Source organism: Streptomyces sp. CRN 30 (genome assembly GCF_034105845.1).
In genome coordinates this window covers 82,620-106,435 of sequence record NZ_JAVRHI010000507.1, presented here as the reverse complement: position 1 = coordinate 106,435, position 23,816 = coordinate 82,620, and the positions used below count along the sequence as shown (strand labels likewise).

General features: G+C 72.3%; 24 protein-coding genes and 1 pseudogene. 17 read left to right on the top strand and 8 right to left on the bottom strand.

The window, feature by feature from the left end:
* Positions 1 to 63 precede the first annotated feature (63 nt).
* The 15 genes from sbnA to UW392_RS58605 all read left to right on the top strand — a co-directional run bounded on the left by sbnA (position 64) and on the right by UW392_RS58605 (position 14,750).
* Positions 64 to 1,056, top strand: coding sequence for a 2,3-diaminopropionate biosynthesis protein SbnA (gene sbnA / locus UW392_RS58675; RefSeq protein WP_320783687.1), 993 nt, complete (start codon positions 64 to 66; stop codon positions 1,054 to 1,056).
* Positions 1,057 to 1,239: 183 nt separating this feature from the next.
* Positions 1,240 to 2,874, top strand: a complete 1,635-nt coding sequence (locus UW392_RS58670; protein ID WP_320783686.1) for an acyl-CoA dehydrogenase family protein — start codon at positions 1,240 to 1,242, stop codon at positions 2,872 to 2,874.
* 187 nt (positions 2,875 to 3,061) lie between these two features.
* Entirely contained in the window at positions 3,062 to 4,468 is a 1,407-nt protein-coding gene (locus UW392_RS58665; RefSeq protein WP_320783685.1) for a hypothetical protein, read from the top strand.
* 70 nt (positions 4,469 to 4,538) lie between these two features.
* On the top strand, positions 4,539 to 5,102 hold the full coding sequence (locus UW392_RS58660) for a GNAT family N-acetyltransferase (protein ID WP_320783684.1): 564 nt from the start codon (positions 4,539 to 4,541) through the stop codon (positions 5,100 to 5,102).
* A 128-nt stretch (positions 5,103 to 5,230) separates the two neighbouring features.
* Positions 5,231 to 5,314, top strand: coding sequence for a putative leader peptide (locus UW392_RS58655; RefSeq protein ID WP_316944184.1), 84 nt, complete (start codon positions 5,231 to 5,233; stop codon positions 5,312 to 5,314).
* Positions 5,315 to 5,451: 137 nt separating this feature from the next.
* Positions 5,452 to 7,143 (top strand): nitrite/sulfite reductase, encoded by a 1,692-nt coding sequence (locus UW392_RS58650; RefSeq protein ID WP_320783683.1) that lies wholly within the window; start codon positions 5,452 to 5,454, stop codon positions 7,141 to 7,143.
* Positions 7,140 to 7,319, top strand: a complete 180-nt coding sequence (locus tag UW392_RS58645) for a hypothetical protein (protein WP_320783682.1) — start codon at positions 7,140 to 7,142, stop codon at positions 7,317 to 7,319. The genes UW392_RS58650 and UW392_RS58645 overlap by 4 nt, the downstream gene beginning before the upstream one ends.
* A complete protein-coding gene (locus tag UW392_RS58640) occupies positions 7,316 to 8,050 on the top strand; it encodes a phosphoadenylyl-sulfate reductase (protein ID WP_320783681.1) in 735 nt (244 codons plus the stop codon). Before UW392_RS58645 ends, UW392_RS58640 begins: the two co-directional genes overlap by 4 nt.
* A gap of 1 nt (position 8,051) precedes the next feature.
* Entirely contained in the window at positions 8,052 to 8,630 is a 579-nt protein-coding gene (cysC, locus tag UW392_RS58635; RefSeq protein ID WP_320783680.1) for an adenylyl-sulfate kinase, read from the top strand.
* Complete coding sequence (gene cysD, locus UW392_RS58630) at positions 8,627 to 9,562, top strand: sulfate adenylyltransferase subunit CysD (RefSeq protein WP_320783679.1); 936 nt, start codon at positions 8,627 to 8,629, stop codon at positions 9,560 to 9,562. The genes cysC and cysD overlap by 4 nt, the downstream gene beginning before the upstream one ends.
* A 2-nt stretch (positions 9,563 to 9,564) precedes the next feature.
* Positions 9,565 to 10,899 carry a sulfate adenylyltransferase subunit 1 gene (locus UW392_RS58625; protein WP_320783678.1) on the top strand — a complete coding sequence of 445 codons (1,335 nt, stop codon included), beginning with the start codon at positions 9,565 to 9,567 and terminating at the stop codon, positions 10,897 to 10,899.
* A 246-nt stretch (positions 10,900 to 11,145) separates the two neighbouring features.
* Positions 11,146 to 12,249, top strand: a complete 1,104-nt coding sequence (locus tag UW392_RS58620) for an aliphatic sulfonate ABC transporter substrate-binding protein (RefSeq protein ID WP_320783677.1) — start codon at positions 11,146 to 11,148, stop codon at positions 12,247 to 12,249.
* A gap of 43 nt (positions 12,250 to 12,292) precedes the next feature.
* Positions 12,293 to 13,084, top strand: a complete 792-nt coding sequence (locus UW392_RS58615; RefSeq protein WP_320783676.1) for an ABC transporter ATP-binding protein — start codon at positions 12,293 to 12,295, stop codon at positions 13,082 to 13,084.
* Positions 13,071 to 13,997: an ABC transporter permease gene (locus UW392_RS58610; protein WP_320783675.1), complete on the top strand. Its 927-nt coding sequence runs from the start codon at positions 13,071 to 13,073 to the stop codon at positions 13,995 to 13,997. Before UW392_RS58615 ends, UW392_RS58610 begins: the two co-directional genes overlap by 14 nt.
* 15 nt (positions 13,998 to 14,012) lie before the next feature.
* Positions 14,013 to 14,750 (top strand): sirohydrochlorin chelatase, encoded by a 738-nt coding sequence (locus UW392_RS58605; protein WP_320783695.1) that lies wholly within the window; start codon positions 14,013 to 14,015, stop codon positions 14,748 to 14,750.
* Between the two features lie 13 nt (positions 14,751 to 14,763).
* Here UW392_RS58605 and UW392_RS58600 read toward each other — a convergent pair whose 3' ends face one another.
* The 7 genes from UW392_RS58600 to UW392_RS58570 form a co-directional block, all read right to left on the bottom strand.
* Positions 14,764 to 15,345 (bottom strand): TIGR03086 family metal-binding protein, encoded by a 582-nt coding sequence (locus tag UW392_RS58600; protein WP_320783674.1) that lies wholly within the window; start codon positions 15,343 to 15,345, stop codon positions 14,764 to 14,766.
* Positions 15,346 to 15,404: 59 nt separating this feature from the next.
* A complete protein-coding gene (locus UW392_RS58595) occupies positions 15,405 to 15,779 on the bottom strand; it encodes a nuclear transport factor 2 family protein (protein ID WP_320783673.1) in 375 nt (124 codons plus the stop codon).
* On the bottom strand, positions 15,772 to 16,320 hold the full coding sequence (locus tag UW392_RS58590; protein WP_320783672.1) for a DUF1697 domain-containing protein: 549 nt from the start codon (positions 16,318 to 16,320) through the stop codon (positions 15,772 to 15,774). The genes UW392_RS58595 and UW392_RS58590 overlap by 8 nt, the downstream gene beginning before the upstream one ends.
* Positions 16,317 to 17,501 (bottom strand): macrolide-inactivating glycosyltransferase, encoded by a 1,185-nt coding sequence (gene mgt, locus UW392_RS58585; protein WP_320783671.1) that lies wholly within the window; start codon positions 17,499 to 17,501, stop codon positions 16,317 to 16,319. The genes UW392_RS58590 and mgt overlap by 4 nt, the downstream gene beginning before the upstream one ends.
* 64 nt (positions 17,502 to 17,565) lie before the next feature.
* Entirely contained in the window at positions 17,566 to 18,873 is a 1,308-nt protein-coding gene (locus tag UW392_RS58580; RefSeq protein ID WP_320783670.1) for a sugar ABC transporter substrate-binding protein, read from the bottom strand.
* On the bottom strand, positions 18,873 to 19,706 hold the full coding sequence (locus UW392_RS58575) for a carbohydrate ABC transporter permease (RefSeq protein ID WP_320783669.1): 834 nt from the start codon (positions 19,704 to 19,706) through the stop codon (positions 18,873 to 18,875). Before UW392_RS58575 ends, UW392_RS58580 begins: the two co-directional genes overlap by 1 nt.
* Positions 19,703 to 20,650 (bottom strand): sugar ABC transporter permease, encoded by a 948-nt coding sequence (locus UW392_RS58570; RefSeq protein ID WP_320783668.1) that lies wholly within the window; start codon positions 20,648 to 20,650, stop codon positions 19,703 to 19,705. The genes UW392_RS58575 and UW392_RS58570 overlap by 4 nt, the downstream gene beginning before the upstream one ends.
* A 271-nt stretch (positions 20,651 to 20,921) precedes the next feature.
* Here UW392_RS58570 and UW392_RS58565 point away from each other — a divergent pair, with 271 nt between their 5' ends.
* Positions 20,922 to 21,773, top strand: coding sequence for an aminoglycoside phosphotransferase family protein (locus UW392_RS58565; RefSeq protein ID WP_320783667.1), 852 nt, complete (start codon positions 20,922 to 20,924; stop codon positions 21,771 to 21,773).
* A gap of 61 nt (positions 21,774 to 21,834) precedes the next feature.
* On the opposite strand, the pseudogene UW392_RS58560 reads toward UW392_RS58565, so the two are convergent.
* Positions 21,835 to 22,257: pseudogene (locus tag UW392_RS58560) on the bottom strand (3'-5' exonuclease); the annotation flags it as partial.
* Positions 22,258 to 22,322: 65 nt separating this feature from the next.
* Here UW392_RS58560 and UW392_RS58555 point away from each other — a divergent pair.
* Positions 22,323 to 23,801, top strand: coding sequence for a tyrosine-type recombinase/integrase (locus tag UW392_RS58555; protein WP_320783666.1), 1,479 nt, complete (start codon positions 22,323 to 22,325; stop codon positions 23,799 to 23,801).
* The last annotated feature ends 15 nt before the right edge of the window (positions 23,802 to 23,816 follow it).

Genomic DNA, 23,816 nt, shown 5'->3' with positions numbered 1-23,816 from the left:
CAACAATTGTCTGTACAACACGCCAGTTATGACAGCATGGCAAGCGCGAAACAGGGGGGCGTAGTGCCAGTCATATCCGTACCCACGGACTTCAACGAGGAGGAGCTGTTCGTCGATCTGCGACCGGTCGTCGGACACTCCCTCTACCTGAAGTGCGAGGGCTTCAACTTCGCGGGCTCGATCAAGGTCAAGGCCGCGCTGGAAATGGTGAAGGCCGCCGAACGGGACGGGATCCTCACGCCGGGGTCCGTCCTGGTCGAGTCCTCGTCCGGCAATCTGGGCGTCGCACTCAGCATGATCGCGGCCAGCAGGGGCTACCGGTTCCTGTGTGTGACCGACTCCCGCTGCAACCCGCAGACACGCCGGCTGATGGAGGCGCTCGGCAGCGAGGTGCACGTGATCACGGAGCCGGCCACCGACGGCGGCTTCCTCGGGGCGCGCATCTCGTACGTCCGTGCCCTGTGCGCCTCCGACGACCGTTACGTCTGGCTCGACCAGTACACCAACTCGGGCAACTGGCGGGCGCACTACCGCACCACGGCCCCGGCCATCGCCCGGCAGTTCCCGCAACTGGACGTGCTGTTCGTCGGGGTGGGCACCTCCGGGACGCTGATGGGGTGCGCGCGCTGGTTCTGGGAACACCGGCGCGGCGTGCGCATCGTGGCCGTGGACAGTGAGGGCTCGGTGTCCTTCGGCGGGGCTCCGGGCCGCCGGATGATCCCGGGGCTGGGCATGAGCGTCACCCCGCCGCTGCTGGACGAGTCCTGGGTGGACGACCTGGTGCGGGTGGAGGAGGCGGACACCGTGCGTGCCTGCCGCCGGCTGGCCCGCCGCGGGTTCCTGTTCGGGGGCTCCACCGGCACGGTCGTCAGCGGCGCGTCCGACTGGCTGGCCCGGAACGGGAGCGACGACCTGACGGCGGTGGCCATCGCGCCGGACCTGGGCGAGCGCTACCTGGACAGCGTGTACCGCGACGGCTGGGTGAGCGACCTGTACGGCGCGGACGTCCTGGAGGGCACCACCGGGGGACTGCCGATGGTCTCCCGCTCGGCCTGAGCGCCCGTGCCCGGCCGCGCCCTCCCGGCCGGCCGGGCACGTACCGCACACCGCATGACCTGCGGCGCTCCGGGAGCCCGACGGCACCCGGAGCGCCGCGGCGCGTGCGGGGGCCGCCGGGCGGGGGACGGCGGCTGCCGCGCACCGGGTGAGCACCCCCGTACCCGAGGGTAGGTTCCGGACATGGCAGCGAGCACCCATGAAGTGAGCAACCAGCCCCCGCCCCTGCAGGGCTACGACGTCTTCACCGCCGACCGGGCCCTCACCGAGGCGGTCGAGCGGCACCTCGCCCCGGACCTGCTCGACGAGGTCCGTGCGGAACTGTCGGCGTTCGGGCAGACGGCGGGCTCCGCGCAGGTGCAGGAGTGGGGAAGGCTGGCCAACGAGAACCCGCCGAAGCTGCGGACCCACGACCGCTACGGCCACCGGATCGACGAGGTGGAGTTCCACCCCGCCTGGCACCGGCTCCTCGGCAAGGGCGTCTCCCAGGGGCTCACGGCGGCCTGGACCCGGCCCGGCGGCCATGTGCGGCGCGCGGCCGGCTTCGTCGTCTGGGCGCAGGTCGAGGCGGGCAACGGCTGCCCGCTGTCGATGACGCACGCGGCGGTGCCCGCGCTGCGCGCCGACCCGGACCTCGCGGCCGAGTGGGAGCCCCGGCTGACCTCCCAGCTCTACGACTGGGACATGCGGCCCGCCGACCGGAAGGCCGGCGCCCTGTTCGGCATGGGGATGACGGAGAAGCAGGGCGGCAGCGACGTCCGGGCGAACACCACGGCGGCACGGCCGCTCGCCGAGGACGGGACGTACGAGCTCAAGGGCCACAAGTGGTTCTGCTCGGCGCCGATGTCGGACGGTTTCCTGGTGCTGGCGCAGGCGCCGGGGGGCCTGACGTGCTTCCTGGTGCCGCGGCTGCTCGCGGACGGCACCCGCAACGTGTTCCGCATCCAGCGGCTCAAGGACAAGCTGGGCAACCGGTCCAACGCCTCCGCGGAGGTCGAGTTCGACGGGACGTGGGCGCGCCGGGTCGGCGAGGAGGGCCGCGGGGTACGCACGATCATCGGCATGGTGGCCGCCACCCGGGTGGACTGCGTGCTGGGCTCGGCCGGGCTGATGCGGCAGGCGGTGGCGCAGGCGGTGCACCACTGCACGTACCGGGAGGCGTTCGGCGGCAGGCTGCTCGACAAGCCGCTGATGCGCAACGTCCTCGCGGACCTGGCCCTGGAGTCGGAGGCGGCGACCGCGCTCGGCCTGCGGCTGGCGGCGGCGTACGACGACGGGAGCGAGGCCGAGCGGGCGTTCCTGCGGCTCGCGGTGCCCGCAGCCAAGTACTGGGTGACCAAGCGCTGTACCCCGCTGGTGACCGAGGCGGCGGAGTGCCTGGGCGGCAACGGGTATGTGGAGGAGTCGGGGATGCCCCGGCTGCTGCGCGAGTCGCCGCTCAACTCGGTCTGGGAGGGCGCCGGGAACGTGCAGGCGCTGGACGTGCTGCGGGCGCTGCAGCGCGAGCCGCAGGCGCTGAACGCGTACCTGACGGAGGTCGGGCAGGTCCGGGGCGCCGACCACCGGCTGGACGGCGCGATCAAGAACCTGCTGACCGAGCTCGCCGACCTGGAGGGCGTGGAGGCGCGTGCGCGCCGGGTCGTGGAGCGGCTCGCCCTGGTGCTCCAGGGCTCGCTGCTGGTGCGGTACGCGCCCCCGGAGGTCGCCGACGCGTTCTGCGCCTCGCGGCTGGGCGGCGACTGGGGCACGGCCTTCGGCACCCTGCCCCACACCCTGGACCTCGCCTCGGTGGTGGAGCGGGCACACCCGGTGGGCTGAAGCCTGCCGGCATGCGCACCCGGTGAACACGTGTGATCACCGGGTGTGGGAAGTCGTTGTATTTATGCGGTTCCCCGACCGGGCACGGAGTGGTCTGAAGTAGCATCCCTCCCGCACCACCCACCTGCTTCTCCGTCAACGTCCGGATCGATCGAGGCAGTTGGCCGGCTGTCATCGGAGGTTGGTTGTGACGAGGCACCGCGGCAGGCACCGACGACGCGGACGGGGGCGCGCGCTGCGCGCCGGACTGACCGGTACGGCGCTCGCGCTGACCGCGGCCGCGACCCTGATCAGCACCTCGCAGGCGGCCGGCGGCGACACTCCCGGCCCGCTGACCCCGCTCACCTCCGCCGCCGAGATGGGCCGGTTCCAGCTCCACGAGAGCATGACGCGCGGGGCGACGCTCGACACCCTGGCCGACGGGATGGGCGGCGCCGTCGGCGTCGACGAGGTGCTGCGCAGCGCCGACCGCCCGATGCGCAACGAGGAGGACTGCTCCGGGAGCGAGCAGTCCGCGCTGCCCGTCGAGCCCACCGCGACCCGCGCCTACTGCTGGGACACCGACGACGCGACGACCCGGCAGTGGCTCCCCCGGTCCGTCACCACCTCGGGCGACGCCACCGAGGACGGCACCTGGGGCGGTGACCGCGTCATCCTCGCCGGCTGGACGCACGACGACCGCGCGGCCGGCGGGCCGGCGGCGGACGAGGGCCTGGCCCGGGTCGCGTTCATCGACGCGAGCGACCCGGACGACCTCAGGTACCGCTGGGTCCTCCTGGTCGCCCCGACCGACGGCGGCAGGGACTTCGCCCCGGTGCGCTCCCGCGCCGGCGGCATGGTCTGGTACCAGGACAAGCTGATCGTCACGGCACGGGACGGCGCCGGCCACGACGACGCCCTGTACGTCTTCGACCTGGACCGCGTCCTGCGGGCGGACGTGACCGGCGACGCGGTCGGCAGGGTGGGCGGCGGCTGGTCGGCCGCCCGCCACCGGTACGTGCTGCCGGCGACCGGCTCGTACACCCCGACGGGCGGCGCGTGCACCGCCGCGCGCGAGGACGCGGCGCCCTGCTTCGCCTCCCTCTCGCTGGACCGCACCTCCACCCCGCACAGTCTGGTGGCCACCGAGGAGTCCGGCTCCGGCGACGACGCGCCGGCCCGGGTCTGGCGCTACCCCTTCAGCACCGCCGCCGACCGCACCGGACTGCTGCGCACCGACGCCTTCGGCCTGGTGGACGCGGAGGAGGCGTACGCGACGGAGGCGGCCGGCGTCCGGGGCGTGCTGTCCCACCGGCGCGGCGACGCGGGCCGGCCCGACTGGTACGTCGGGCACACCTCCGAGCACCTCGGCCCGCACGGCACGCTGTGGCGGCAGGACGAGGACGGCGCCGACGCGGCCCAGTGCACCGCCGACGGCTCCCGCGCCTGCTGGGGCCGGCACGCCGAGTCGCTGTCGTACTGGCCGCAGACCGGCGAGCTGTGGACGCTCACGGAGCGGACGGCGGAGGGGGACGGCGGCGGGGAACCGGACGACGATCCGCAGCGGGTGCTGTACGCGGTGCCGCTGGCGTCGGTGGACGAGTCGATGGAGTGAGTCCGCGCGGGCCCCTCCCCGGCGGCCCCGCCCTGGCACCGGGCCCGGACCTCGTGATTCGCTGGCCCCCATGTCCACGATCACCGTCACCACCTGGTCCCTGGAGCAGACATCCCCGGCGGACCTGCTGCCCGCCGGGGCCCCCGAGGGGGACGTCCGCGTCCTCCGCTCCGAGGTCCCCTCGCCCGAGTTCAGCCGCTTCCTGTACGCCTCCGTCGGCGGCGACATCCGCTGGACGGACCGGCTGCCGTGGACGTACGCCCGCTGGCTGGAGCACCTCGGCCGGCCCGGCGTGGAGACCTGGGTGGCGTACGACCGCGGGACCCCCGCCGGCTTCGTCGAGCTGCAGGCGCAGGACGAGGGGGCCGTGGAGATCGTGTACTTCGGGCTGCTGCCGGCCTTCCGCGGACGCCGCATCGGCGGGCACCTGCTGACGTCCGGGACCGCGCGGGCCTGGGACCTGGCCGAGCGGTGGCCGGGGCGCGCCCCCACGAAGCGGGTGTGGCTGCACACGTGCAGCAAGGACGGTGAGCACGCGCTGGCGAACTACCGGCGGCGCGGCTTCCGGCTCTTCGACACCGAGGTCGGGGAGGAGCCGGACACCGCCGCGCCGGGACCCTGGCCAGGGGCCTGAGCCCGCCCGGCACGCAGGCCCCCGGCACACCCGTGACACACAGCACCACGTCTCGCCATGCGGGACGGTCTCGTCCGCCATCCGGACGAAGGTGGACTGGGTCCGAAAAGCCGTGCCACGCTTCCGCCATGTCCGGAACTGGAATTGCCTTGGTGAGTCGACGGCACGTCGATCTCTGCCGCATGTCCAGCGCCATCTGTCCGGCGAGCTGAGCCGAGCCCAGCACCGCCGTTCTCACCCTCCCCGCCTCACCCGCGCAAGGACGCGCAAGCCCGGCACGCTTCCCGTGCCGTGCCCGTGCGCGCAGGTAAGAGCCGCATTCCCGCCTGTCCCGAAGGACGTAACAACCATGGCCGCCACCCCGCACAACTCCGCCGCGCCCCGCCGCAAGGTGAGCCGTCACCGCGGCGAGGGTCAGTGGGCCGTAGGTCACCACACCCCGCTCAACGGCAACGAACAGTTCAAGAAGGACGACGACGGTCTCAATGTGCGGACACGCATTGAGACGATCTACGCCAAGCGCGGCTTCGACTCGATCGACCCCAACGACCTGCGCGGCCGGATGCGCTGGTGGGGCCTGTACACCCAGCGCAAGCCCGGCATCGACGGCGGCAAGACCGCGGTCCTGGAGCCGGAGGAGCTGGACGACCGGTACTTCATGCTGCGGGTGCGCATCGACGGCGGCCGGCTGACCGTCGCCCAGCTGCGCGCCATCGGCGAGGTCTCCGAGACCTACGCGCGCGGCACCGCGGACATCACCGACCGGCAGAACATCCAGCTGCACTGGATCCGCATCGAGGACGTGCCCGCGATCTGGGAGAAGCTGGAGGCCGTCGGGCTCTCCACGACCGAGGCGTGCGGGGACTGCCCGCGCGTCATCATCGGCTCCCCCGTCGCGGGCATCGCAGCGGACGAGATCATCGACGGCACCCCGGCCGTGGACGAGATCCACGAGCGCTACATCGGCAGCAAGGAGTTCTCCAACCTGCCGCGCAAGTTCAAGACGGCCGTCTCCGGCTCCCCCGTGCAGGACGTCGTGCACGAGATCAACGACGTGGCCTTCGTCGGCGTGGTCCACCCCGAGCACGGCCCCGGCTTCGACCTCTGGGTCGGCGGCGGCCTGTCCACCAACCCCCGGCTGGCCGAGCGCCTGGGCACCTGGGTGCCGCTGGCCGAGGTCCCGGACGTCTGGGCCGGTGTCGTCGGCATCTTCCGCGACTACGGCTACCGGCGGCTGCGCAACCGGGCCCGGCTGAAGTTCCTGATGGCCGACTGGGGCCCGGCCAGGTTCCGCCAGGTGCTGGAGGACGAGTACCTGCACCGCAAGCTCGTCGACGGCCCCGCGCCCGAGGAGCCCGTCTCCGAGTGGCGCGACCACGTCGGCGTCCACCGGCAGCGCGACGGCCGCTACTACGTGGGCTTCGCCCCGCGCGTCGGCCGCGTCGACGGCACCACCCTGACGAAGATCGCGGAACTGGCCGCCGCCCACGGCTCCGACCGGCTCAACACCACCGTCGAGCAGAAGATGATCATCCTCGACGTGGCGGAGGACCAGGTCGACTCCCTCGTGGCCGGGCTGGAGGCGCTGGACTTCCAGGTGAACCCCTCGCCGTTCCGGCGCGGCACCATCGCCTGCACCGGCATCGAGTTCTGCAAGCTCGCCATCGTCGAGACCAAGGCGCGCGGCGCCCGGCTCATCGACGAACTGGAGCGCCGCATGCCGGACTTCGCCGAGCCGCTCACCATCAACATCAACGGCTGCCCGAACGCCTGCGCCCGCATCCAGACCGCCGACATCGGCCTCAAGGGGCAGCTGGTCCTGGACGCCGACGGCAACCAGGTCGAGGGCTACCAGGTGCACCTGGGCGGTGCGCTCGGCCTCCAGGCCGGTTTCGGCCGCAAGGTGCGCGGCCTGAAGGTCACCTCCGAGGAGCTGCCCGACTACGTCGAGCGCGTCCTGCGGCGGTTCCAGGAGCAGCGCGAGGACGGCGAGCGGTTCGCGGCGTGGGTGACGCGGGCCAGTGAGGAGTCCCTGTCGTGAGTGAGCGTGCCGCGCCCTTCCACTGCCCCTACTGCGGCGACGAGGACCTGCGTCCGAGCGAACAGGCCCCGCACGGCGCCTGGGAATGCCGTGCGTGCAACCGGGCCTTCCAGCTGAAGTACCTCGGGCTGCTGTCCCGGGGAGTCCAGCGAGCCGACAGCGGAGGGGACGCATGACCGTCAAGGTGGATCCCGACACGAACGCGCAGGCGACGGACGCCCGGCACGCCGGGCTCAGGGCACTCGCCGAGCAGGCCGGACGCGACCTGGAGGACGCCCCGGCCCTGGACATCCTGAAGTGGGCCGCCGACACCTTCGGCGAACGCTTCTGCGTGACCTCCTCCATGGAGGACGCGGTCGTCGCCCACCTCGCCTCCCGCGCGATGCCCGGTGTCGACGTCGTCTTCCTGGACACCGGCTACCACTTCGAGGAGACCATCGGCACCCGGGACGCGGTGGAGGCCGTGATGGACGTCAACGTCATCACGCTGACGCCCCGTCGGACCGTCGCCGAGCAGGACGCCGAGCACGGGCCGAGGCTGCACGACCGCGACCCCGACCTGTGCTGCGCCCTGCGCAAGGTGAAGCCGCTGGAGGAGGGCCTCACGCGGTTCGACGCGTGGGCGACCGGCCTGCGCCGGGACGAGTCGCCGACCCGGGCGAACACCCCGGTCGTCGGCTGGGACGAGAAGCGGCGGAAGGTGAAGGTGTCCCCCATCGCGCGCTGGACGCAGGAGGACGTGGACGCCTACGTCGCCGAGCACGGAGTGCTCACCAACCCGCTGCTCATGGACGGCTACGCCTCCGTGGGCTGCGCCCCCTGCACCCGCAGGGTCCTCGAGGGGGAGGACGCGCGCGCCGGCCGCTGGGCGGGGCGCGGCAAGACCGAGTGCGGACTGCACGGCTGACATGGCCACCGTCCCACGGACCGCCCGAGACCAGGAGAACCAAGTGACCACCGGAGCCACCGTCTGGCTCACGGGTCTGCCGAGCGCCGGCAAGACCACCATCGCCCGCGAGCTGGCACAGCGGCTGCGCGAGGACGGCCACCGCGTGGAGGTCCTCGACGGCGACGAGATCCGCGAGTTCCTCACCGCCGGCCTCGGCTTCAGCCGCGCCGACCGGCACACCAACGTGCAGCGCATCGGCTTCCTCGCCGAGCTGCTGGCCCGCAACGGCGTCCTCGCGCTCGTCCCCGTCATCGCCCCGTACGCCGACAGCCGCGCGGCGGTGCGCGAGCGCCACGAGACGGGCGGCACCGCGTACGTCGAGGTGCACGTGGCCACGCCGGTCGACGTCTGCTCCGTACGCGACGTGAAGGGGCTGTACGCCAAGCAGGCCGCGGGCGAGATCTCCGGGCTGACCGGGGTGGACGACCCCTACGAGGAGCCCGTCTCCCCCGACCTGCGCATCGAGTCGCAGGACCAGACCGTGCCGGAGTCCGCGGCCGCCGTCCACAAGCTGCTCGTCGAAAGGGGTCTGGCATGACGACCGTCGCCTCCGTCTCCGAGGGGACCGAGAGCCCGTACGCCCTGTCCCACCTGGACGCGCTGGAGTCCGAGGCGGTGCACGTCTTCCGCGAGGTGGCGGGCGAGTTCGAGAACCCGGTGATCCTCTTCTCCGGCGGCAAGGACTCCATCGTCATGCTGCACCTGGCGCTGAAGGCCTTCACCCCCGCCCCCGTGCCGTTCGCGCTGCTGCACGTGGACACCGGGCACAACTTCCCCGAGGTCCTCGACTACCGCGACCGCGCCGTGGCCCGGCACGGGCTGCGCCTCCACGTCGCGTCCGTGCAGGACTACATCGACCGGGGGGTGCTCAAGGAGCGCCCGGACGGCACCCGCAACCCGCTGCAGACCCTCCCCCTGACCGAGAGGATCGCCGCCGAGCGGTTCGACGCGGTCTTCGGCGGCGGGCGCCGCGACGAGGAGAAGGCCCGCGCCAAGGAACGCGTGTTCTCCCTGCGCGACGAGTTCTCCCAGTGGGACCCCCGCCGCCAGCGCCCCGAACTGTGGCAGCTCTACAACGGCCGGCACGCACCCGGCGAGCACGTGCGCGTCTTCCCGCTGTCCAACTGGACCGAGCTGGACGTGTGGCAGTACATCGCCCGCGAGGGCATCGAGCTGCCGGAGATCTACTTCGCCCACGAGCGCGAGGTGTTCGGCCGCGGCGGCATGTGGCTGACGCCCGGCGAGTGGGGCGGGCCGAAGGAGAACGAGCCGGTCGAGACCCGCCTCGTGCGCTACCGCACGGTCGGCGACATGTCCTGCACCGGCGCCGTCGACTCCGACGCGACCACGCTCGACGCCGTGATCGCCGAGATCGCCGCCTCCCGGCTCACCGAGCGCGGCGCCACCCGCGCCGACGACAAGATGTCCGAGGCCGCGATGGAAGACCGCAAACGCGAGGGGTACTTCTAAGCATGAGCACCACCACGACCGAGGCGCTCTCGGCCACCACCCTGCTGCGGTTCGCCACCGCGGGCTCCGTCGACGACGGCAAGTCCACCCTCGTCGGGCGGCTGCTGCACGACTCCAAGTCGGTCCTCACCGACCAGCTGGAGGCCGTGGAGCGCGCCTCCGCGAGCCGCGGCCAGGAGGGCCCCGACCTGGCGCTGCTCACCGACGGGCTGCGGGCCGAGCGCGAGCAGGGCATCACCATCGACGTGGCCTACCGCTACTTCGCCACCCCGCGGCGCCGGTTCATCCTCGCCGACACCCCGGGCCACGTGCAGTACACCCGCAACATGGTCACCGGGGCCTCCACGGCCGAGCTGACGGTCGTCCTCGTCGACGCCCGCAACGGCGTCGTCGAGCAGACCCGCCGCCACGCCGCCATCGCCGCCCTGCTCCGCGTCCCGCACGTCGTCCTCGCCGTCAACAAGATGGACCTCGTCGGCTACCGGGAGAAGGAGTTCGCGGCGATCGCCGAGGAGTTCACGGCGTACGCGTCCGAGCTGGGCGTCCCGGAGATCACCGCGATCCCGATCTCCGCGCTGGCGGGCGACAACGTCGTGGAGCCTTCCGCGCACATGGACTGGTACGGCGGCCCGACGGTCCTGGAGCACCTGGAGACCGTCGCCGTCAGCCACGACCTGGCGCACTGCCACGCCCGGCTGCCCGTGCAGTACGTGATCCGTCCGCAGACCGCCGAGCACCCGGACTACCGGGGGTACGCGGGGCAGATCGCGGCCGGTACGTTCCGTGTCGGCGAGCCGGTGACGGTGCTGCCCTCGGGCCGGACGACGACGCTCACCGGGATCGACCTGCTGGGCGAGCGGGTCGACGTGGCGTGGACGCCCCAGTCGGTGACCCTGCTGCTCGAGGACGACATCGACGTCTCGCGCGGCGACCTGATCGTGCCGACGAAGGACGCGCCCGCCACCACGCAGGACATCGAGGCGACCGTCTGCCACGTCGCCGACCAGGCGCTGACCGTGGGCCACCGGGTGCTGCTCAAGCACGGCACCCGCACGGTCAAGGCGATCGTCAAGGACATCCCGTCCCGGCTGACCCTGGACGACCTGTCCCTGCACCCGCACCCGGGCCGGCTCGTCGCCAACGACATCGGCCGGGTCAAGATCCGTACCGCCGAGCCGCTGCCGGTCGACGCCTACGCGGACTCGCGGCGCACCGGCTCCTTCATCCTGATCGACCCCGCCGACGGCACCACGCTGACCGCGGGCATGGTCGGCGAGTCGTTCGCCGCGCCGGAGCCCGTCAGGGACGAGGCCGACGACGACGGGTGGGACTTCTGACATGTCCTTCCACGACTTCTGGTCGACGTTCGCCAAGGAGGGCGGCCGCGTCGGCAGCGGCGCCCTCGGCAGCGGGCAGGGCGGGGTCGCGCGATGTGTGCGCTGACGTACGCGCACTGCCTGCGCGCCCTCACCCCCCACCCGCCGTCGCGTGCTCGACGAAGACCTGCCGATCTCCCGGCCACCGCCTGATCCGACGAACCGACAGGCCGTGACCCGCCGGGCCAACGAGAGGAACGACCTCCCGTGCCTGCCACCACCGCCTTCCGGCGCTCCCTCGCCGTACTGGCCGCGCTTCCCCTGCTCACCCTGGCCGCCTGCGGCTACGGCTCCGAGAGCACCGGCGACGAGACCGAGAAGGTCTCCGCCGGGGCCGAGAAGATCGACGGTCTCGACACCGTACGGATCGGCTACTTCGGCAACCTCACGCACGCCACCGCGCTGGTGGGCCGGCAGGAGGGCATCTTCCAGAAGGAACTCGGCGGCACCAAGGCCGAGTACGCGACGTTCAACGCCGGACCCTCCGAGATCGAGGCGCTGAACTCCGGCTCCATCGACATCGGCTGGATCGGCCCGTCCCCGGCGGTCAACGGCTACACCAAGTCGGGCGGCAAGAACCTGCGGATCATCGGCGGTTCGGCGTCCGGCGGGGTGAAGCTCGTGGTGAACCCGGACAAGATCAAGACCCTGGACGACGTCAAGGGCAAGCGGATCGCCACCCCGCAGCTCGGCAACACCCAGGACGTGGCGCTGCTCAACTGGATCAACGAGCAGGGCTGGAAGGTCGACGCACAGAGCGGCAAGGGCGACGTGTCCGTGGTGCGTACGGACAACAAGGTCGCCCCGGACGCCTACAGGTCGGGCTCCATCGACGGCGCCTGGGTGCCGGAGCCGACCGCGTCCAAGCTGGTCGCCGAGGGCGCCGAGGTGCTGCTGGACGAGGCCGACCTGTGGCCCGACAAGAAGTTCGTGATCACGAACATCATCGTGTCGCAGAAGTTCCTCGAGGAGCACCCGGACGTCGTCGAGGCCGTGCTGCGCGGCTCGGTGAAGACCAACGCGTGGATCAACGACAACCCGGAGGAGGCCAAGGCGGTCGCCAACGAGCGGCTGAAGCAGGACTCCGGCAAGGCGCTGCCCGCCGAGGTGCTCGACCCGGCGTGGAAGTCCATCCAGATCATCGACGACCCGCTCGCCTCCACCCTGGACACCGAGGCGGCCAACGCCGTGCAGGCGGGCCTGCTGGAGGAGCCCGTCCTGGACGGGATCTACGACCTGACGCTGCTGAACAAGGTGCTGAAAGCGGAGGGCGAGCCCGAGGTCGACGACGCCGGCCTCGGCGTGAAGTAACCCCTGCCCCGACCGATTCCAGGATTCCCAGGAGGTGACGACCATGGCCACCACCACGCTCGCCGAGGGCGCCGAGGGCACCGGCACGGTGCGGCACGCCGCTCGCATCGAGCACGTCTCGAAGTCCTTCACCGGCCCCGCGGGGCGGCAGCTCGTCCTCGACGACATCACGCTCGATGTCGCCCCGGGTGAGTTCGTCACCCTCCTGGGGGCCTCGGGCTGCGGCAAGTCGACGCTGCTGAACCTGGTGGCGGGGCTCGACGCCCCGTCCGCCGGGGACATCACCACCGACGGGCGGCCCGCCCTGATGTTCCAGGAGCACGCCCTGTTCCCGTGGCTGACCGCGGGCAAGAACATCGAGCTCGCCCTGAAGCTGCGGGGCGTGCCCAAGAACGAGCGGCGCGGCCGGGCCGAGGAGCTGCTGGAGCTCGTCCGGCTCGGCGGCGCGTACGGCAAGCGCGTGCACGAGCTGTCGGGCGGCATGCGCCAGCGCGTGGCCCTGGCCCGCGCGCTCGCCCAGGAGAGCAAGCTGCTGCTGATGGACGAGCCGTTCGCCGCGCTCGACGCCATCACCCGCGACGTGCTGCACGACGAGCTGACCCGCATCTGGCGGGAGACGAACGTGTCCGTGCTGTTCGTGACGCACAACGTGCGCGAGGCGGTACGGCTCGCGGAGCGCGTGGTGCTGCTGTCCTCCCGTCCGGGCCGTATCGCCCGCCAGTGGACGGTGGACATCCCGCAGCCGCGCCGCATCGAGGACACCGCCGTGGCGGAGCTGTCCGTCGAGATCACCGAAGAACTGCGTGGGGAGATCCGCCGCCATGGCCAGCACTGAGACCTCCGCCGTGCAGGACGGCGACGTCGAGGACGAGAAGAGCGTGAAGCACGGCGGCGACCTCGCGGGCCTGGAGGCGGGCCTGGACGCGCTGGAGACCGTCCACACCGGGCGCCCGCCGTTCCGGGAGACCTTCGTCCGCAAGATCCTGCCGCCGATGGTCGCCGTCGCGCTGGTGCTGGTGGTGTGGCAGGCACTGGTCTCGTTCGGAATCGTCGACGACCCGTCCAAGCTGCCCGCGCCCGGCGACGTGTGGGGCGAGATCCAGGACGCCTGGCTGCAGGGCACCCTGCTCGAGTACATCTGGACCTCCGTCTCCCGCGGCCTGTTCGGCTTCCTGCTGGCGCTCGCGATCGGCACGCCGCTGGGGCTGCTGGTGTCCCGGGTGAGGTTCGTCCGCGCGGCGATCGGCCCGATCCTCTCCGGCCTCCAGTCCCTCCCCTCGGTGGCTTGGGTGCCGCCGGCCGTGATCTGGCTGGGCCTCAACGACCAGATGATGTACGCGGTCATCCTGCTCGGCGCGGTCCCGTCGATCGCCAACGGCCTGGTGTCCGGCGTCGACCAGGTGCCCCCGCTCTTCCTGCGGGCCGGCCGCACCCTCGGTGCGACGGGGCTGCGCGGCACCTGGCACATCGTGATGCCGGCGGCGCTGCCCGGCTACGTGGCGGGGCTGAAGCAGGGCTGGGCGTTCTCGTGGCGCTCGCTGATGGCGGCGGAGATCATCGCCCAGCACCCCGACCTCGGCACCGGACTCGGCCAGCTCCTGGAGAACGGCCGCAACTCCAGTTCGATGTCCATGGTGTTCCTCGCCATCCTCCTCATCCTCGTCGTCGGCATCGCGATCGACCTGCTGATCTTCAGTCCGCTGGAGCGGTACGTCCTGCGCAGCCGCGGCCTCCTCGTGAAAAGCTGACCGTCCATGCGTTCCATGCCCGCCCCGGTGCTCCTCGTCATCGCCCACGGCAGCCGCGACCCGCGGCACGCCGCGACCGTGCATGCCCTCGTGCGGCGGGTACGGGCGATGCGGCCGGGGCTGCGCGTGGAGACCGGCTTCCTGGACTTCAACGTCCCCTCCGTGCAGGGCGTCCTCGAGTCCCTGGCGGCGGAGGGCGTACGGGACGTGGTGGCGCTGCCGCTGCTCCTCACCCGCGCCTTCCACGCCAAGTCGGACATCCCCGCCGTCCTGCGGGAGGCGCCGGGCCGGTTGCGCGTCCGTCAGGCGGAGGTGCTCGGCCCGTCGCCGCTGCTGCTGGCGGCGCTGGAGCGCCGGCTGTTCGAGGCGGGGCTCTCCCCCGCCGACAGGTCCTCGACCGGGGTCGTGCTGGCCTCGGCGGGGTCCAGCGACCCGGAGGCGATCGCGGTGATCGCGGACATCGCGCGGGAGTGGCGGCGCACCGGCTGGCGCGCCGTGCGGCCCGCGTTCGCCTCCGCGTCCCTCCCCCGCACCGAGGACGCGGTACGGGAACTGCGCGCCGCGGGCTGCGCCCGGGTGGCGGTCGCCCCGTACGTCCTCGCGCCCGGTTTCCTCCCGGACCGCATCGCCCGGGGCGCCGCCGGGGCGGACGTCCTCGCGGACGTCCTGGGCCCGGCACCCGAGGTGGCCCGGGTGCTGCTGGAGCGTTACGAGGCGGCCCGGCGGCCGGCGCTGGCGGCCCTGGGCGCCTGAGCCGTACCGCCGTCTACACGGTGTCCGGGCGCGGGTCCCGTCCGGTCGTCGCGAGCAGCCGCTCGAAGGACGTGGCACCGTCCGGTACGGGTGCCGGGTCGCCGAACGCCTTCCACTCCCGGGCCATCGGCGCCATCCGCTCCACCACCTGCACCAGGGCGTCGACGACGGCGGGGTCGGGCGCGTACTCCTGCCCGGTGGCGCGGGCCAGGTCCCAGGGGTGCACCAGTAGGTCGAGGAGCGCCATGTGGCCCAGGGTGCGGGCGGGGAGGTCCAGCTGCCCGGCCGTGCCCTCCTCGGCACCGGGTGCCGCCCACGCCTCGGCCAGCTTCCGCGCCTCGGCGGCGAACCGCTCCCGCCAGCGAGGGTCCTCGCCGACGTGGTCGGGCGTCACCGAGAAGTCCGCCTGCCCCTTGGCCGCGTACGCCTGGAACCCCACGACCACGTGCGTGAGGTGGCCGACCAGTTCCCGCACGGTGTACTCGGCGCACGGGGTCGGGTCGCCGAGCCGGTCGTCGGTCACCCCGCGCACCACGGGCACGGCGCGGGCGGAGGCGGCTGCCAGCAGGCCGCTGATGCTTGGTTCGTCACTCATGACCGCGACGTTACGGGCCCTCCGCACCGCTGGTCTTGAAGGAACGCGACAGCCACGGCTCACTCCCGCGCCGGGTCGAACGGCGTCCCCTGGTGGAAGTACAGCCGCCAGCCGTCCCCCGTACGCCGCCACAGCGAACTACGATGCGCCCAGCGGCCGTCGCTCTCCGAGTCATAGGTGAGGTGGACGACATCGGGGGCGACCCGGACGCCGTGCATCCGAGCCGTCGCGGGACGCGCCATCGGGCCGGCCGGGTCGGTGAGCGCCGCGACGATCGAGGCCCGGTCCCACCGCCGCCCCGAGACGCCGAACTCCGTGAACTCCGGGTGCAGCAGCGCCCCCACGAGGTCGGGCACGCGGCAGACCTCCGGGTCGAGCAGCCGCAGTTCGCCCCGCACCGCGGCCTCGACCGCGGTGTCCCGGTGGTCAGCCACGGGTCAGTTCCTCCAGCTTGACGACCGTGTTCCAGTTGCGGGTCGTGGCGATCAGCCCCTCGAGGAGGCGGGGACGGGCCAGGGTGTCCGCCAGCCGGGAACGGCCGAGACCGTCGGGCGCGTACAGGTACAGGGCACGGTCGCCGACGCGGAACTCCTCGGGGAGGAAGGACGGCCGGTCGAGGTGCGCGAAGCGGTCCGCGTCCACCGGGGCCGAGAAGTACGTGACGTGGAGCTGCCTGGGCTGGAGGTCGGCCGCCGGAAAGGGGCAGGCCTCGCGGACGGCCCGCAGATAGGCGTGGTCGCGCACGAGGACGTCCACCGGGAAGCCGAACCGCTTCTCCAGGAGCTGTACGATGCCGGCGGCCAGGTTGTCCTCGTCGTCGTCACCGTCCGTGCTGAACACCGCGTTGCCACTCTGCAGGTGGGTGGCCACGGCGGTGTGGCCCAGCTCCTCCAGGAGGCCGCGCAGGCCGGCCATCGGGATCTTCCGGTGGCCGCCCACGTTGATTCCGCGCAACAGCGCCGCGAAGGTCGTCACCCGAGCGCCGCCTCGATGAGGTCGGCCGCCCGCCGGGTGCCGCCCTCCTCGGCCATCTCCGCCTGGATGCGGGCGAGCCGGCGCGCCACCTCGGGGTCACCGACCAGGGCCAGCACCGCCTCGCGCAGGGTCTCCGCGGTGGCCTCCTCCTTCGGTACGTGCCGGGCGACGCCCAGCGCCTGCAGCATGTCCGCGTTGCCGAACTGGTCGACGGCCTGCGGTACGGCGACCATGGGCGTGGCCGTGGCGAGGCCCTCCTGGCTGCCGCCGGCGCCCGCGTGCGTGATGAACGCGTCGGCCTGCTTCAGGATCGCGAGCTGCGGCACCCAGTCGCGCACCTCCACGTCGGCCGGTACGTCACCCAGTTCGGCCGGGTCGACGTGCTTGCCGATCTGGAGCACCACGTGCCAGCCGGGCAGGTCGCCGAAGGCCTCGACGCACGCGCGGTAGAAGTCGGGGCGCTTGGTGAAGGCCGAGCCGAGCGACACGAGCAGCACCTTCTCGGCGCCCTCGGGCCGCTGCCACTCCCCCTCGGCCGTACGGTCGCCCTGGCAGGCGCCCACGAAGGTGTACACGCTTTCGTCGACGCGGTCGGCGTTCGGCTGGAGCGCCTTGGGGATGAGGACGAGGGAGCGGCCGGGCCGGCCGTAGAAGTCGTCCGGGTCCTCGGTGATCCCGTTCTCCTCGAGCCAGGCGCGGAAGCGGGCGAAGTACGCCTTGCCGCGCTCCGTCTGCTTCGGCTCCCGCCACATCGGCTCGGCGACCTCCTCCTCGTACCCCTCCCAGGCGACCATGTGCGTCGAGAGGGAGATCGCCGGGACGCCCCAGCGGCGGGCGAGGACGGCACCCGGGTAGCCGGTGGTGTCGTACAGCACGAGGTCCGGTTCGTCGCCCTCGTACGCCTCGATCAGCTGGGGCAGCGCCTGGATCGCGTCGTCCAGGAAGGGCTCCACGTTGTCCAGGAGTGTGTCGCCCCAGGCCGAGGGGTCGTCGTCCGGGGTGGGCAGCGTCGAGTTCCAGAGCCTGGGCTCCGCGCCCGTCCCGGCGACCTTGTCCGCGAACACCGGCGGGATCGCGTACGTCACGCGGTGCCCGCGCGCGACCAGCTCGCGGATCACCTCGAGGTGGGGATTCACGTGGCCGTGGGCGGCGATCGAGAACATGGCTATGTGCGAGGTCATGCGCCGACCATAGGCGAGACGATACGTCTCGTGCAACTAGTTTCTCCGGTCGGTCCCTACCTCTTTACCTCTGGTAGCGGGCCAGCACCAGGTTCCCGTCCTCCACGAGCCGCGTCCGCAGCTCACCGAGGCCGATCGCGCCGCTGTAGTACTCCTGGAGGGCGGGTGTGGCGACCTTGTCCTTCCACTCCGGGTAGCCGCGGACGGACTGGGCGGGGGCCGGGCGGAGGTGCTCCGCGAGGGCCGTGCCGGTGGACCAGCCGTGCTCCTCCGTCCGCAGGGCCGGGTCCGCGAGGGCCGTCCGGCCGGTGGGCAGCATCCAGTCGCCGAGCGCGAGGCGCACCTGGTTCTCCGGGCGGAGCAGGAAGTCGAGGAACGCGGCCGCCTCCGCCTTGTGCGGGCTGTCCTCGGCGATCGAGAGGGTCTGCGGGCTGACGCCCTGGGTGAGCCCGTCGGCGCCCGCGGGGGCGGGCAGCACCTGCCAGTCGAAGCCCTCGGGCGCCTGCCGGACGATCTGCTGACGGTAGGAGAAGCCCAGCGGGACCATCGCGTACCGGCCGCCGAAGAACCCGGGCAGCGTGTCCGAGCCGCCCATGCCGAGCGTGCTGCCCGACGCGCTGCCTTCGGTGTTCACCTGGGCGTGGACCGTACTCGGCACCACCGCGTCGGCGGCCCCGAAGCGGATGCGCGCCTTGCCGGCCGCGTCCCGGTGGAACATGCGGCCCCCGGCGGACAGGGACAGGTTGAGCGTGGCGGAGACGGGCTCCTTGAGCGGCCAGGCGACCCCGTACTTCCCGGCCCCCGGGTCGCTCAGCTCCTTGGTCACCGAGCGGAACTCGTCCCACGTCCACGGGTCGTCCGGGGTCGGGACCCGCACACCCGCCTCCCTCAGCCAGGTGGCGTTGGCGAGGAGCACGCGCGGCTCCTGGAGGAACGGCACTCCGTGGATCCCGTCCCCGAACGTCGTCGTCTCCCAGCTGCGGCGCGGGATGTCCGCCTCCAGCCGGTCGGACAGGAGGCCGCGCAGATCGGCGAGGTAGCCGCCGTAGGCGAAGTCGGCCAGGTCGTCGGAGGCGTCGTGGATGATGTCGGGTGCCTCCCCGCCCATGAACGAGGTGAGCAACTGGTCGTGGACGTTGTCCCAGCTGCCCTGGACGTACTCCACCCGGACGCCCGGGTGAGTGGCGTTCCACTCCGCCACCAGTTCCTCGTTGGCCTCGACCGACTCCTGCTGCCAGGCCAGGGACTGGAAGCGCAGGGTGATCCGGCCGTCCTCGCGACCGCCGTCGTCGCTGTCGCCGTCGCCGTCGCCGGAGCAGGCGGTGAGCACGAGTACCAGCGCCACCAGGGCGGTCCACAGCCTGCCGCGCATCAGCTCTTCACCGCCCCGGCGAGCAGTCCACTGGTGATCCGCCGCTGGACGATCGCGAAGACGACCAGCGAGGGCAGCGTCGCCAGGAAGGCCGCCGCCGCGAGGGGGCCCAGGTCGGCGACGCCCTCCGCACCGATGAAACGGGCGAGGACGACCGGCAGGGTCTGGTTCTCCGGGGTCTTCAGCAGCACCAGCGCGAAGAAGAACTCGTTCCAGGCGGTGACGAACGCGAACAGCGCCGTCGCGACGACCCCCGGCGCGAGCAGCGGCGCCGTCACCGACACCAGCGTGCGCAGCTTGCCCGCCCCGTCCACCGCCGCGGCCTCCTCCAGCTCGACGGGCACGGCGCGTACGTACCCCACGAGCATCCACAGCGCGAACGGCAGCGACCACACCACGTACACCAGGACCAGACCGGCGACCGAGTCGATCAGCCGCAGGTTCTTCAGCACCAGGAACAGGGGGATGATCACCAGTACGAACGGGAACGCCTGGCTGACCACCACCCAGCCGGTCGCGGCGCGGGCCAGCAGGGTGCGGCGCCGGGCGACGACGTACGCCATGGGGGTCGCGATCAGTACGGCGACGACGGCCGCGCCGACCGCCGCCATCAGGGAGTTGAGCGCCGCGCGCAGCAGCGGCTGCTCGTCGAAGGCCTGGTGGAAGTTGGCGAGTGTGGGGTGCTCGGGGATCCACGTCGGGTGTAGGCTGCCCAGTTCGCGCGGTGGTTTGAAGGCGGTCGAGACCAGCCAGAGGAAGGGGACGGCGAGGAAGACGAGATAGGCGACGAGCGCCGCGTACTGGCCCGCTCGCGCCACCGGACCGGTCCTCATCCGTCCTCCCCGCCCCGCAACCGGCCCACCAGGTGGAAGGCGAGGATCACCGAGATCACCGCCACCATCACGCAGCCCATCGCCGCCGCGTACCCGAACTGCCCGTAGCGGAAGGCCTCCTCGTACGCGAAGAGCATCGGCAGCCGGGTGCGGCCGCCGGGTCCGCCGCTGGTCAGCACGTACACCAGGGCGAAGGAGTTGAAGTTCCAGATGAAGTTGAGCGCCGTGATCGCCAGCGCCACCGGTCTGATGGCGGGCCAGGTCACGGTGCGGAAGCGGCGCCAGGCGCCCGCGCCGTCCACCGCGGCCGCCTCGTGGAGTTCGCGCGGGGTGTTCTGGACTCCGGCGAGCAGGGCGACCGTGGTCTGCGGCATGCCCGCCCAGACGCCGACCACGATCACCGCGGGCAGGGCGGTGGCCAGTCCGCTGAGCCAGTCGCGGCCCTCGCCGAGGCCCAGGTCGCGGATCGTCTCGTTGAGGACGCCCGCGTCCGGGTGGTAGACGAGCCGCCACATGACGCCGACCACGACCTCGGGCATCGCCCACGGGACGATCGCGAGGGCCCGGGCGAGCCAGCGCAGCCGGAGGTCCTGGCTGAGCAGCAGGGCGAGGCCTAGCGCCAAAAGGAACTGCGGCACGGTCACCCCGGCCGCCCACAGCAGCCCGATCCGGAACGAGTCCCAGAACAGGGTGTCGTGCAGCAGGTCCCGGAAGTTGAGGGCCCCGATCCACCGCGTGGGCTCGGTCCGCCCCGACTGGGCGTCGGTGAACGCCAGCGCGATCCCGTACAGCAGCGGTCCGACGCTGAGCACCAGGACGGGCAGCAGTGCGGGCAGGACGAGGAACCAGGCGCCGTGGTCGAGGACGGGCCGGTCCCCGCCCGGGCGGGGCGCGCGCCGCGCCGGGCGGGACGGCGGTCTGTCCGTCTTGGTCGCCGCCGTCATGGCACCGCCGCCGCGGGCTCGCCCGTCGTCACGGATCCGCCCGTCGTCACGGACCCGCCGATGTCATGGGATCGCCAGCGTCATGGTTGCGGCTCCTGTGGGGCGGCTCGTCCGGGCCTGACCTGTGCGGCGCGCCCGGCGCCCGGGTGGCCTGGCGCCATGGTGCTGAGCCGCGGTCGGAGCGTCAAGGGTCCGCGCGCACCGTCCGACCTGTGCGAATGCGACACTGGCGGACGAAAACGGGTAGGACGCGGCGACACGGAGGCGACGGATGGACGAGGCACGGGCGCGGGAGGTACTCGCCGGGGCCGGGCTGGGGCCCGCCGGGGAGCTGCTCGCCCTCGGCGAGAACGCGGTGTTCGCCGTCGGCGGCCTGGTCGTCAAGGTGGGCCGCGACGCCGAACTCCTCGACCGCGCCCGCCGGGAGCTCGACGTCGCGCTCTGGCTCGCCGAGGCGGGGGTCCCCGCCGTACGGGCCGCCGAACCGAAGCCACTGACGGTGGACGGCCACCCGGTGACGGTCTGGCACCGGCTGCCCGCCGCCGTACGACCCGCCGAGCCGCGTGACCTGGCCGGGCTGCTGCGTCAGGTGCACGCGCTCCCCGCCCCGCCCTTCGCCCTGCCGCGCCGCGAACTCCTCGGCGGGGTGGAGCGCTGGCTGCGCCTCGCGGGCGAGGTGATCGACCCGGCGGACGCGGTGTACCTGCGCGGGCGCCGTGACGGCTTCGCCGAGGCCGCGGCCGCCCTGGTCCCGCACCTGCCGCCCGGACCGATCCACGGCGACGCCCTGCCCCGCAACGTCCATGTCGGCCCCGACGGCCCGGTCCTGGTGGACCTGGAGACCTTCTCCGCCGACCTGCGCGAGCACGACCTGGTGGTGCTGGCCCTCTCCCGCGACCGCTACGGTCTGCCCCCCGAGGCGTACGAGTCGTTCACCCGCGCCTACGGCTGGGACGTGCGCGCGTGGGACGGCTGCGCGGTGCTGCGCGGCGCCCGCGAGACGGCCAGCTGCGCCTGGGTCGCCCAGCACGCACCGGGCAACCCCAAGGCACTGGCCGAGTTCCGACGCCGGGTGGCGTCCCTGCGGGACGGGGACACGGCGGTGCGCTGGTACCCGTTCTGACGCCCCACCGGTGACGACGGAGGACCGGGAGGACCGGGAGGGCCGGGAGGACCGGGAGGACTCACACCGGTTCGTCCGCCGGTTCCCGCAGCGGCCACGACGCGTCCACCACCGCCTCCGGGTCGCCCTTGCGGCGCAGGAAGTCCTGGAAGTCCGCCGCCCACTCGGCGTACCACTCGATCTGACGGCGGTGCAGCTCCGCCGGGGCGAGGGCCGCGACCTTGGGGTGGCGGCCGGCTATCGCGTGGGCGAGCCGGGCCGCGGCCAGCGCGTCCGCCGCCGCGTCGTGGGCGGCGTCGAGCACGACCCCGTACTCCCCGCAGACCGCCTCCAGATTGCGTTTGCCGCGACGGTAGCGGTCCACCCGGCGGTCGATGGTGTACGGGTCGACGACCGGCGCGGGATCGAGGCCGCCGAGCCGCTCGCGCAGGGACGGCAGCCCGTGGCGGCGCAGTTCGGCGCTGAGCAGGGTCAGGTCGAAGGCGTTATCCACGCACGACCGTGTCTCACGACTTCCCCTGTCGTTGATTGGCCAGGGGGTGCGATCAGATGGAGATCTTCTTCACGAACCCGGACGCGCTGGAAGCGGCCGGGGGAAGGGATACACAGAGAGCGCTGGAACGGCACGGTTTACACGCCGGTGCGCCGTTCATCCTCAGCGATGACGGCAGCTACGACATACACCTGAACCGCTTTCTGTGGTCCTTGCCCACCCTCGGGGTGAGGTCGGCGAACTCCTGGCGGGCGTACGCCCTCGATCTGCTGACGTGGGGTCGGTTCCTCCACGAACATCGCGGCAAGACCGTCTGGCGAGCCGACCGTGACGACGTCACGGCCTTCCACCGGGCCCGGCGTATCTCGCCCGACCCCACGCAGGTCATCTCGGCCTCCACCTGGAACCGGTCCGTCGCGGCCCTGGACAAGTTCTATACCTGGGCGTCGGACGAGGGCCTGATCGAGCGGACACCGTTCAAGTACTACGAGAGCTCACGGCGAGCGCGATCCGGCCGACAAGTGCCCGTCCGTACCAACCGCGCGGTGGAAAAAGCCGCGAAGCGCGGGTCCGTCAAGTTCCTCTCGGTCCCCCGATATGCGGCTCTCCGCGATGTCGGACTGCGCGGCCAACAGCCGTCAGGAGCAACCGATCCGTCCTTCCGCGCCCGCAACGCGGAACGCAACGTCGTCATGGCAGAACTGCTGGTCACTACCGGCTTGCGCATCGAGGAGGCCGCGTCGCTCTGTTGGCCGGAGCTGCCAGCCCCGGACCGCCAGGACGGGAAGAAGAGCGTGCCGTTCGACCTGGCGCCGCCGACCGCGAAACGGGACAAGGGTCGCAGGATCCTACTGCCGAACCGAGTCGCCGCGGCCCTGTCCGATTACATGGAGATCGAGCGGTCCTTGGTGGTGGACCGCTGGAATGCCCGAGGCCGTCCACTGCCTGCCGATGCAGTGCTGGGGAGCCAACCCGACCGCCGGGGCGTACGGATGCAGACGAAGGACAGTCGACTGCGGAAAGTTCCCTGGTCACGTGTGCCGCCATCGATCCGGTCCCGGCTCTACCTCATGGACGAGCAGGACCGGCCTCTTGGCCCCGCGTGCGTGTGGCTCGGACAGGAAGCACGACCCGTGTCTCTGTCCGCCTGGGAGTCCGTATTCGTGCGCGCCTCGGAGAGGTGCCGGACGCTGGGGGTCGATATCACCGCCACGCCTCATGTGCTCAGGCACACCTTCGCGGTTCATCTGCTGTCGGCGCTGATTCACGAGCAGATCGGCTCGGTGGACAGGCATGAGATGGCCGACGGCGTGTACCGCCGGATCCTCGGAGATCCCCTCGATCATCTGCGCCGGCTGCTGGGGCACTCCTCGATCACGACGACGTACATCTACCTCGACTGCACCGACCAGGCGCAGTCGTTGATCGACGGTGCGGTGGACACCTGGGCGTCCGAGGTTGCCGCCATGGCCACGCAGGTCTTCCAGGAGGAGCAACTGACCGTGGCACAGGCATATGGAGAGAACCCGTGGTAGGACGTGGCCGACGTC

What these genes read in the sequence shown, in the direction of transcription:
- UW392_RS58660 (WP_320783684.1), top strand. Translation starts at nt 4,539, where the DNA reads ATGTCCACGATCACCGTCACCACCTGGTCCCTGGAGCAGACATCCCCG.
- UW392_RS58610 (WP_320783675.1), top strand. Translation starts at nt 13,071, where the DNA reads ATGGCCAGCACTGAGACCTCCGCCGTGCAGGACGGCGACGTCGAGGAC.
- UW392_RS58670 (WP_320783686.1), top strand. Translation starts at nt 1,240, where the DNA reads ATGGCAGCGAGCACCCATGAAGTGAGCAACCAGCCCCCGCCCCTGCAG.
- cysD (WP_320783679.1), top strand. Translation starts at nt 8,627, where the DNA reads ATGACGACCGTCGCCTCCGTCTCCGAGGGGACCGAGAGCCCGTACGCC.
- UW392_RS58570 (WP_320783668.1), bottom strand. Translation starts at nt 20,650, where the DNA reads ATGACGGCGGCGACCAAGACGGACAGACCGCCGTCCCGCCCGGCGCGG.
- UW392_RS58615 (WP_320783676.1), top strand. Translation starts at nt 12,293, where the DNA reads ATGGCCACCACCACGCTCGCCGAGGGCGCCGAGGGCACCGGCACGGTG.
- UW392_RS58580 (WP_320783670.1), bottom strand. Translation starts at nt 18,873, where the DNA reads ATGCGCGGCAGGCTGTGGACCGCCCTGGTGGCGCTGGTACTCGTGCTC.
- UW392_RS58600 (WP_320783674.1), bottom strand. Translation starts at nt 15,345, where the DNA reads ATGAGTGACGAACCAAGCATCAGCGGCCTGCTGGCAGCCGCCTCCGCC.
- UW392_RS58625 (WP_320783678.1), top strand. Translation starts at nt 9,565, where the DNA reads ATGAGCACCACCACGACCGAGGCGCTCTCGGCCACCACCCTGCTGCGG.
- UW392_RS58605 (WP_320783695.1), top strand. Translation starts at nt 14,013, where the DNA reads ATGCCCGCCCCGGTGCTCCTCGTCATCGCCCACGGCAGCCGCGACCCG.
- UW392_RS58555 (WP_320783666.1), top strand. Translation starts at nt 22,323, where the DNA reads ATGGAGATCTTCTTCACGAACCCGGACGCGCTGGAAGCGGCCGGGGGA.
- UW392_RS58655 (WP_316944184.1), top strand. Translation starts at nt 5,231, where the DNA reads ATGTCCGGAACTGGAATTGCCTTGGTGAGTCGACGGCACGTCGATCTC.
- mgt (WP_320783671.1), bottom strand. Translation starts at nt 17,501, where the DNA reads ATGACCTCGCACATAGCCATGTTCTCGATCGCCGCCCACGGCCACGTG.
- UW392_RS58565 (WP_320783667.1), top strand. Translation starts at nt 20,922, where the DNA reads ATGGACGAGGCACGGGCGCGGGAGGTACTCGCCGGGGCCGGGCTGGGG.
- cysC (WP_320783680.1), top strand. Translation starts at nt 8,052, where the DNA reads ATGGCCACCGTCCCACGGACCGCCCGAGACCAGGAGAACCAAGTGACC.
- UW392_RS58650 (WP_320783683.1), top strand. Translation starts at nt 5,452, where the DNA reads ATGGCCGCCACCCCGCACAACTCCGCCGCGCCCCGCCGCAAGGTGAGC.
- UW392_RS58575 (WP_320783669.1), bottom strand. Translation starts at nt 19,706, where the DNA reads ATGAGGACCGGTCCGGTGGCGCGAGCGGGCCAGTACGCGGCGCTCGTC.
- UW392_RS58640 (WP_320783681.1), top strand. Translation starts at nt 7,316, where the DNA reads ATGACCGTCAAGGTGGATCCCGACACGAACGCGCAGGCGACGGACGCC.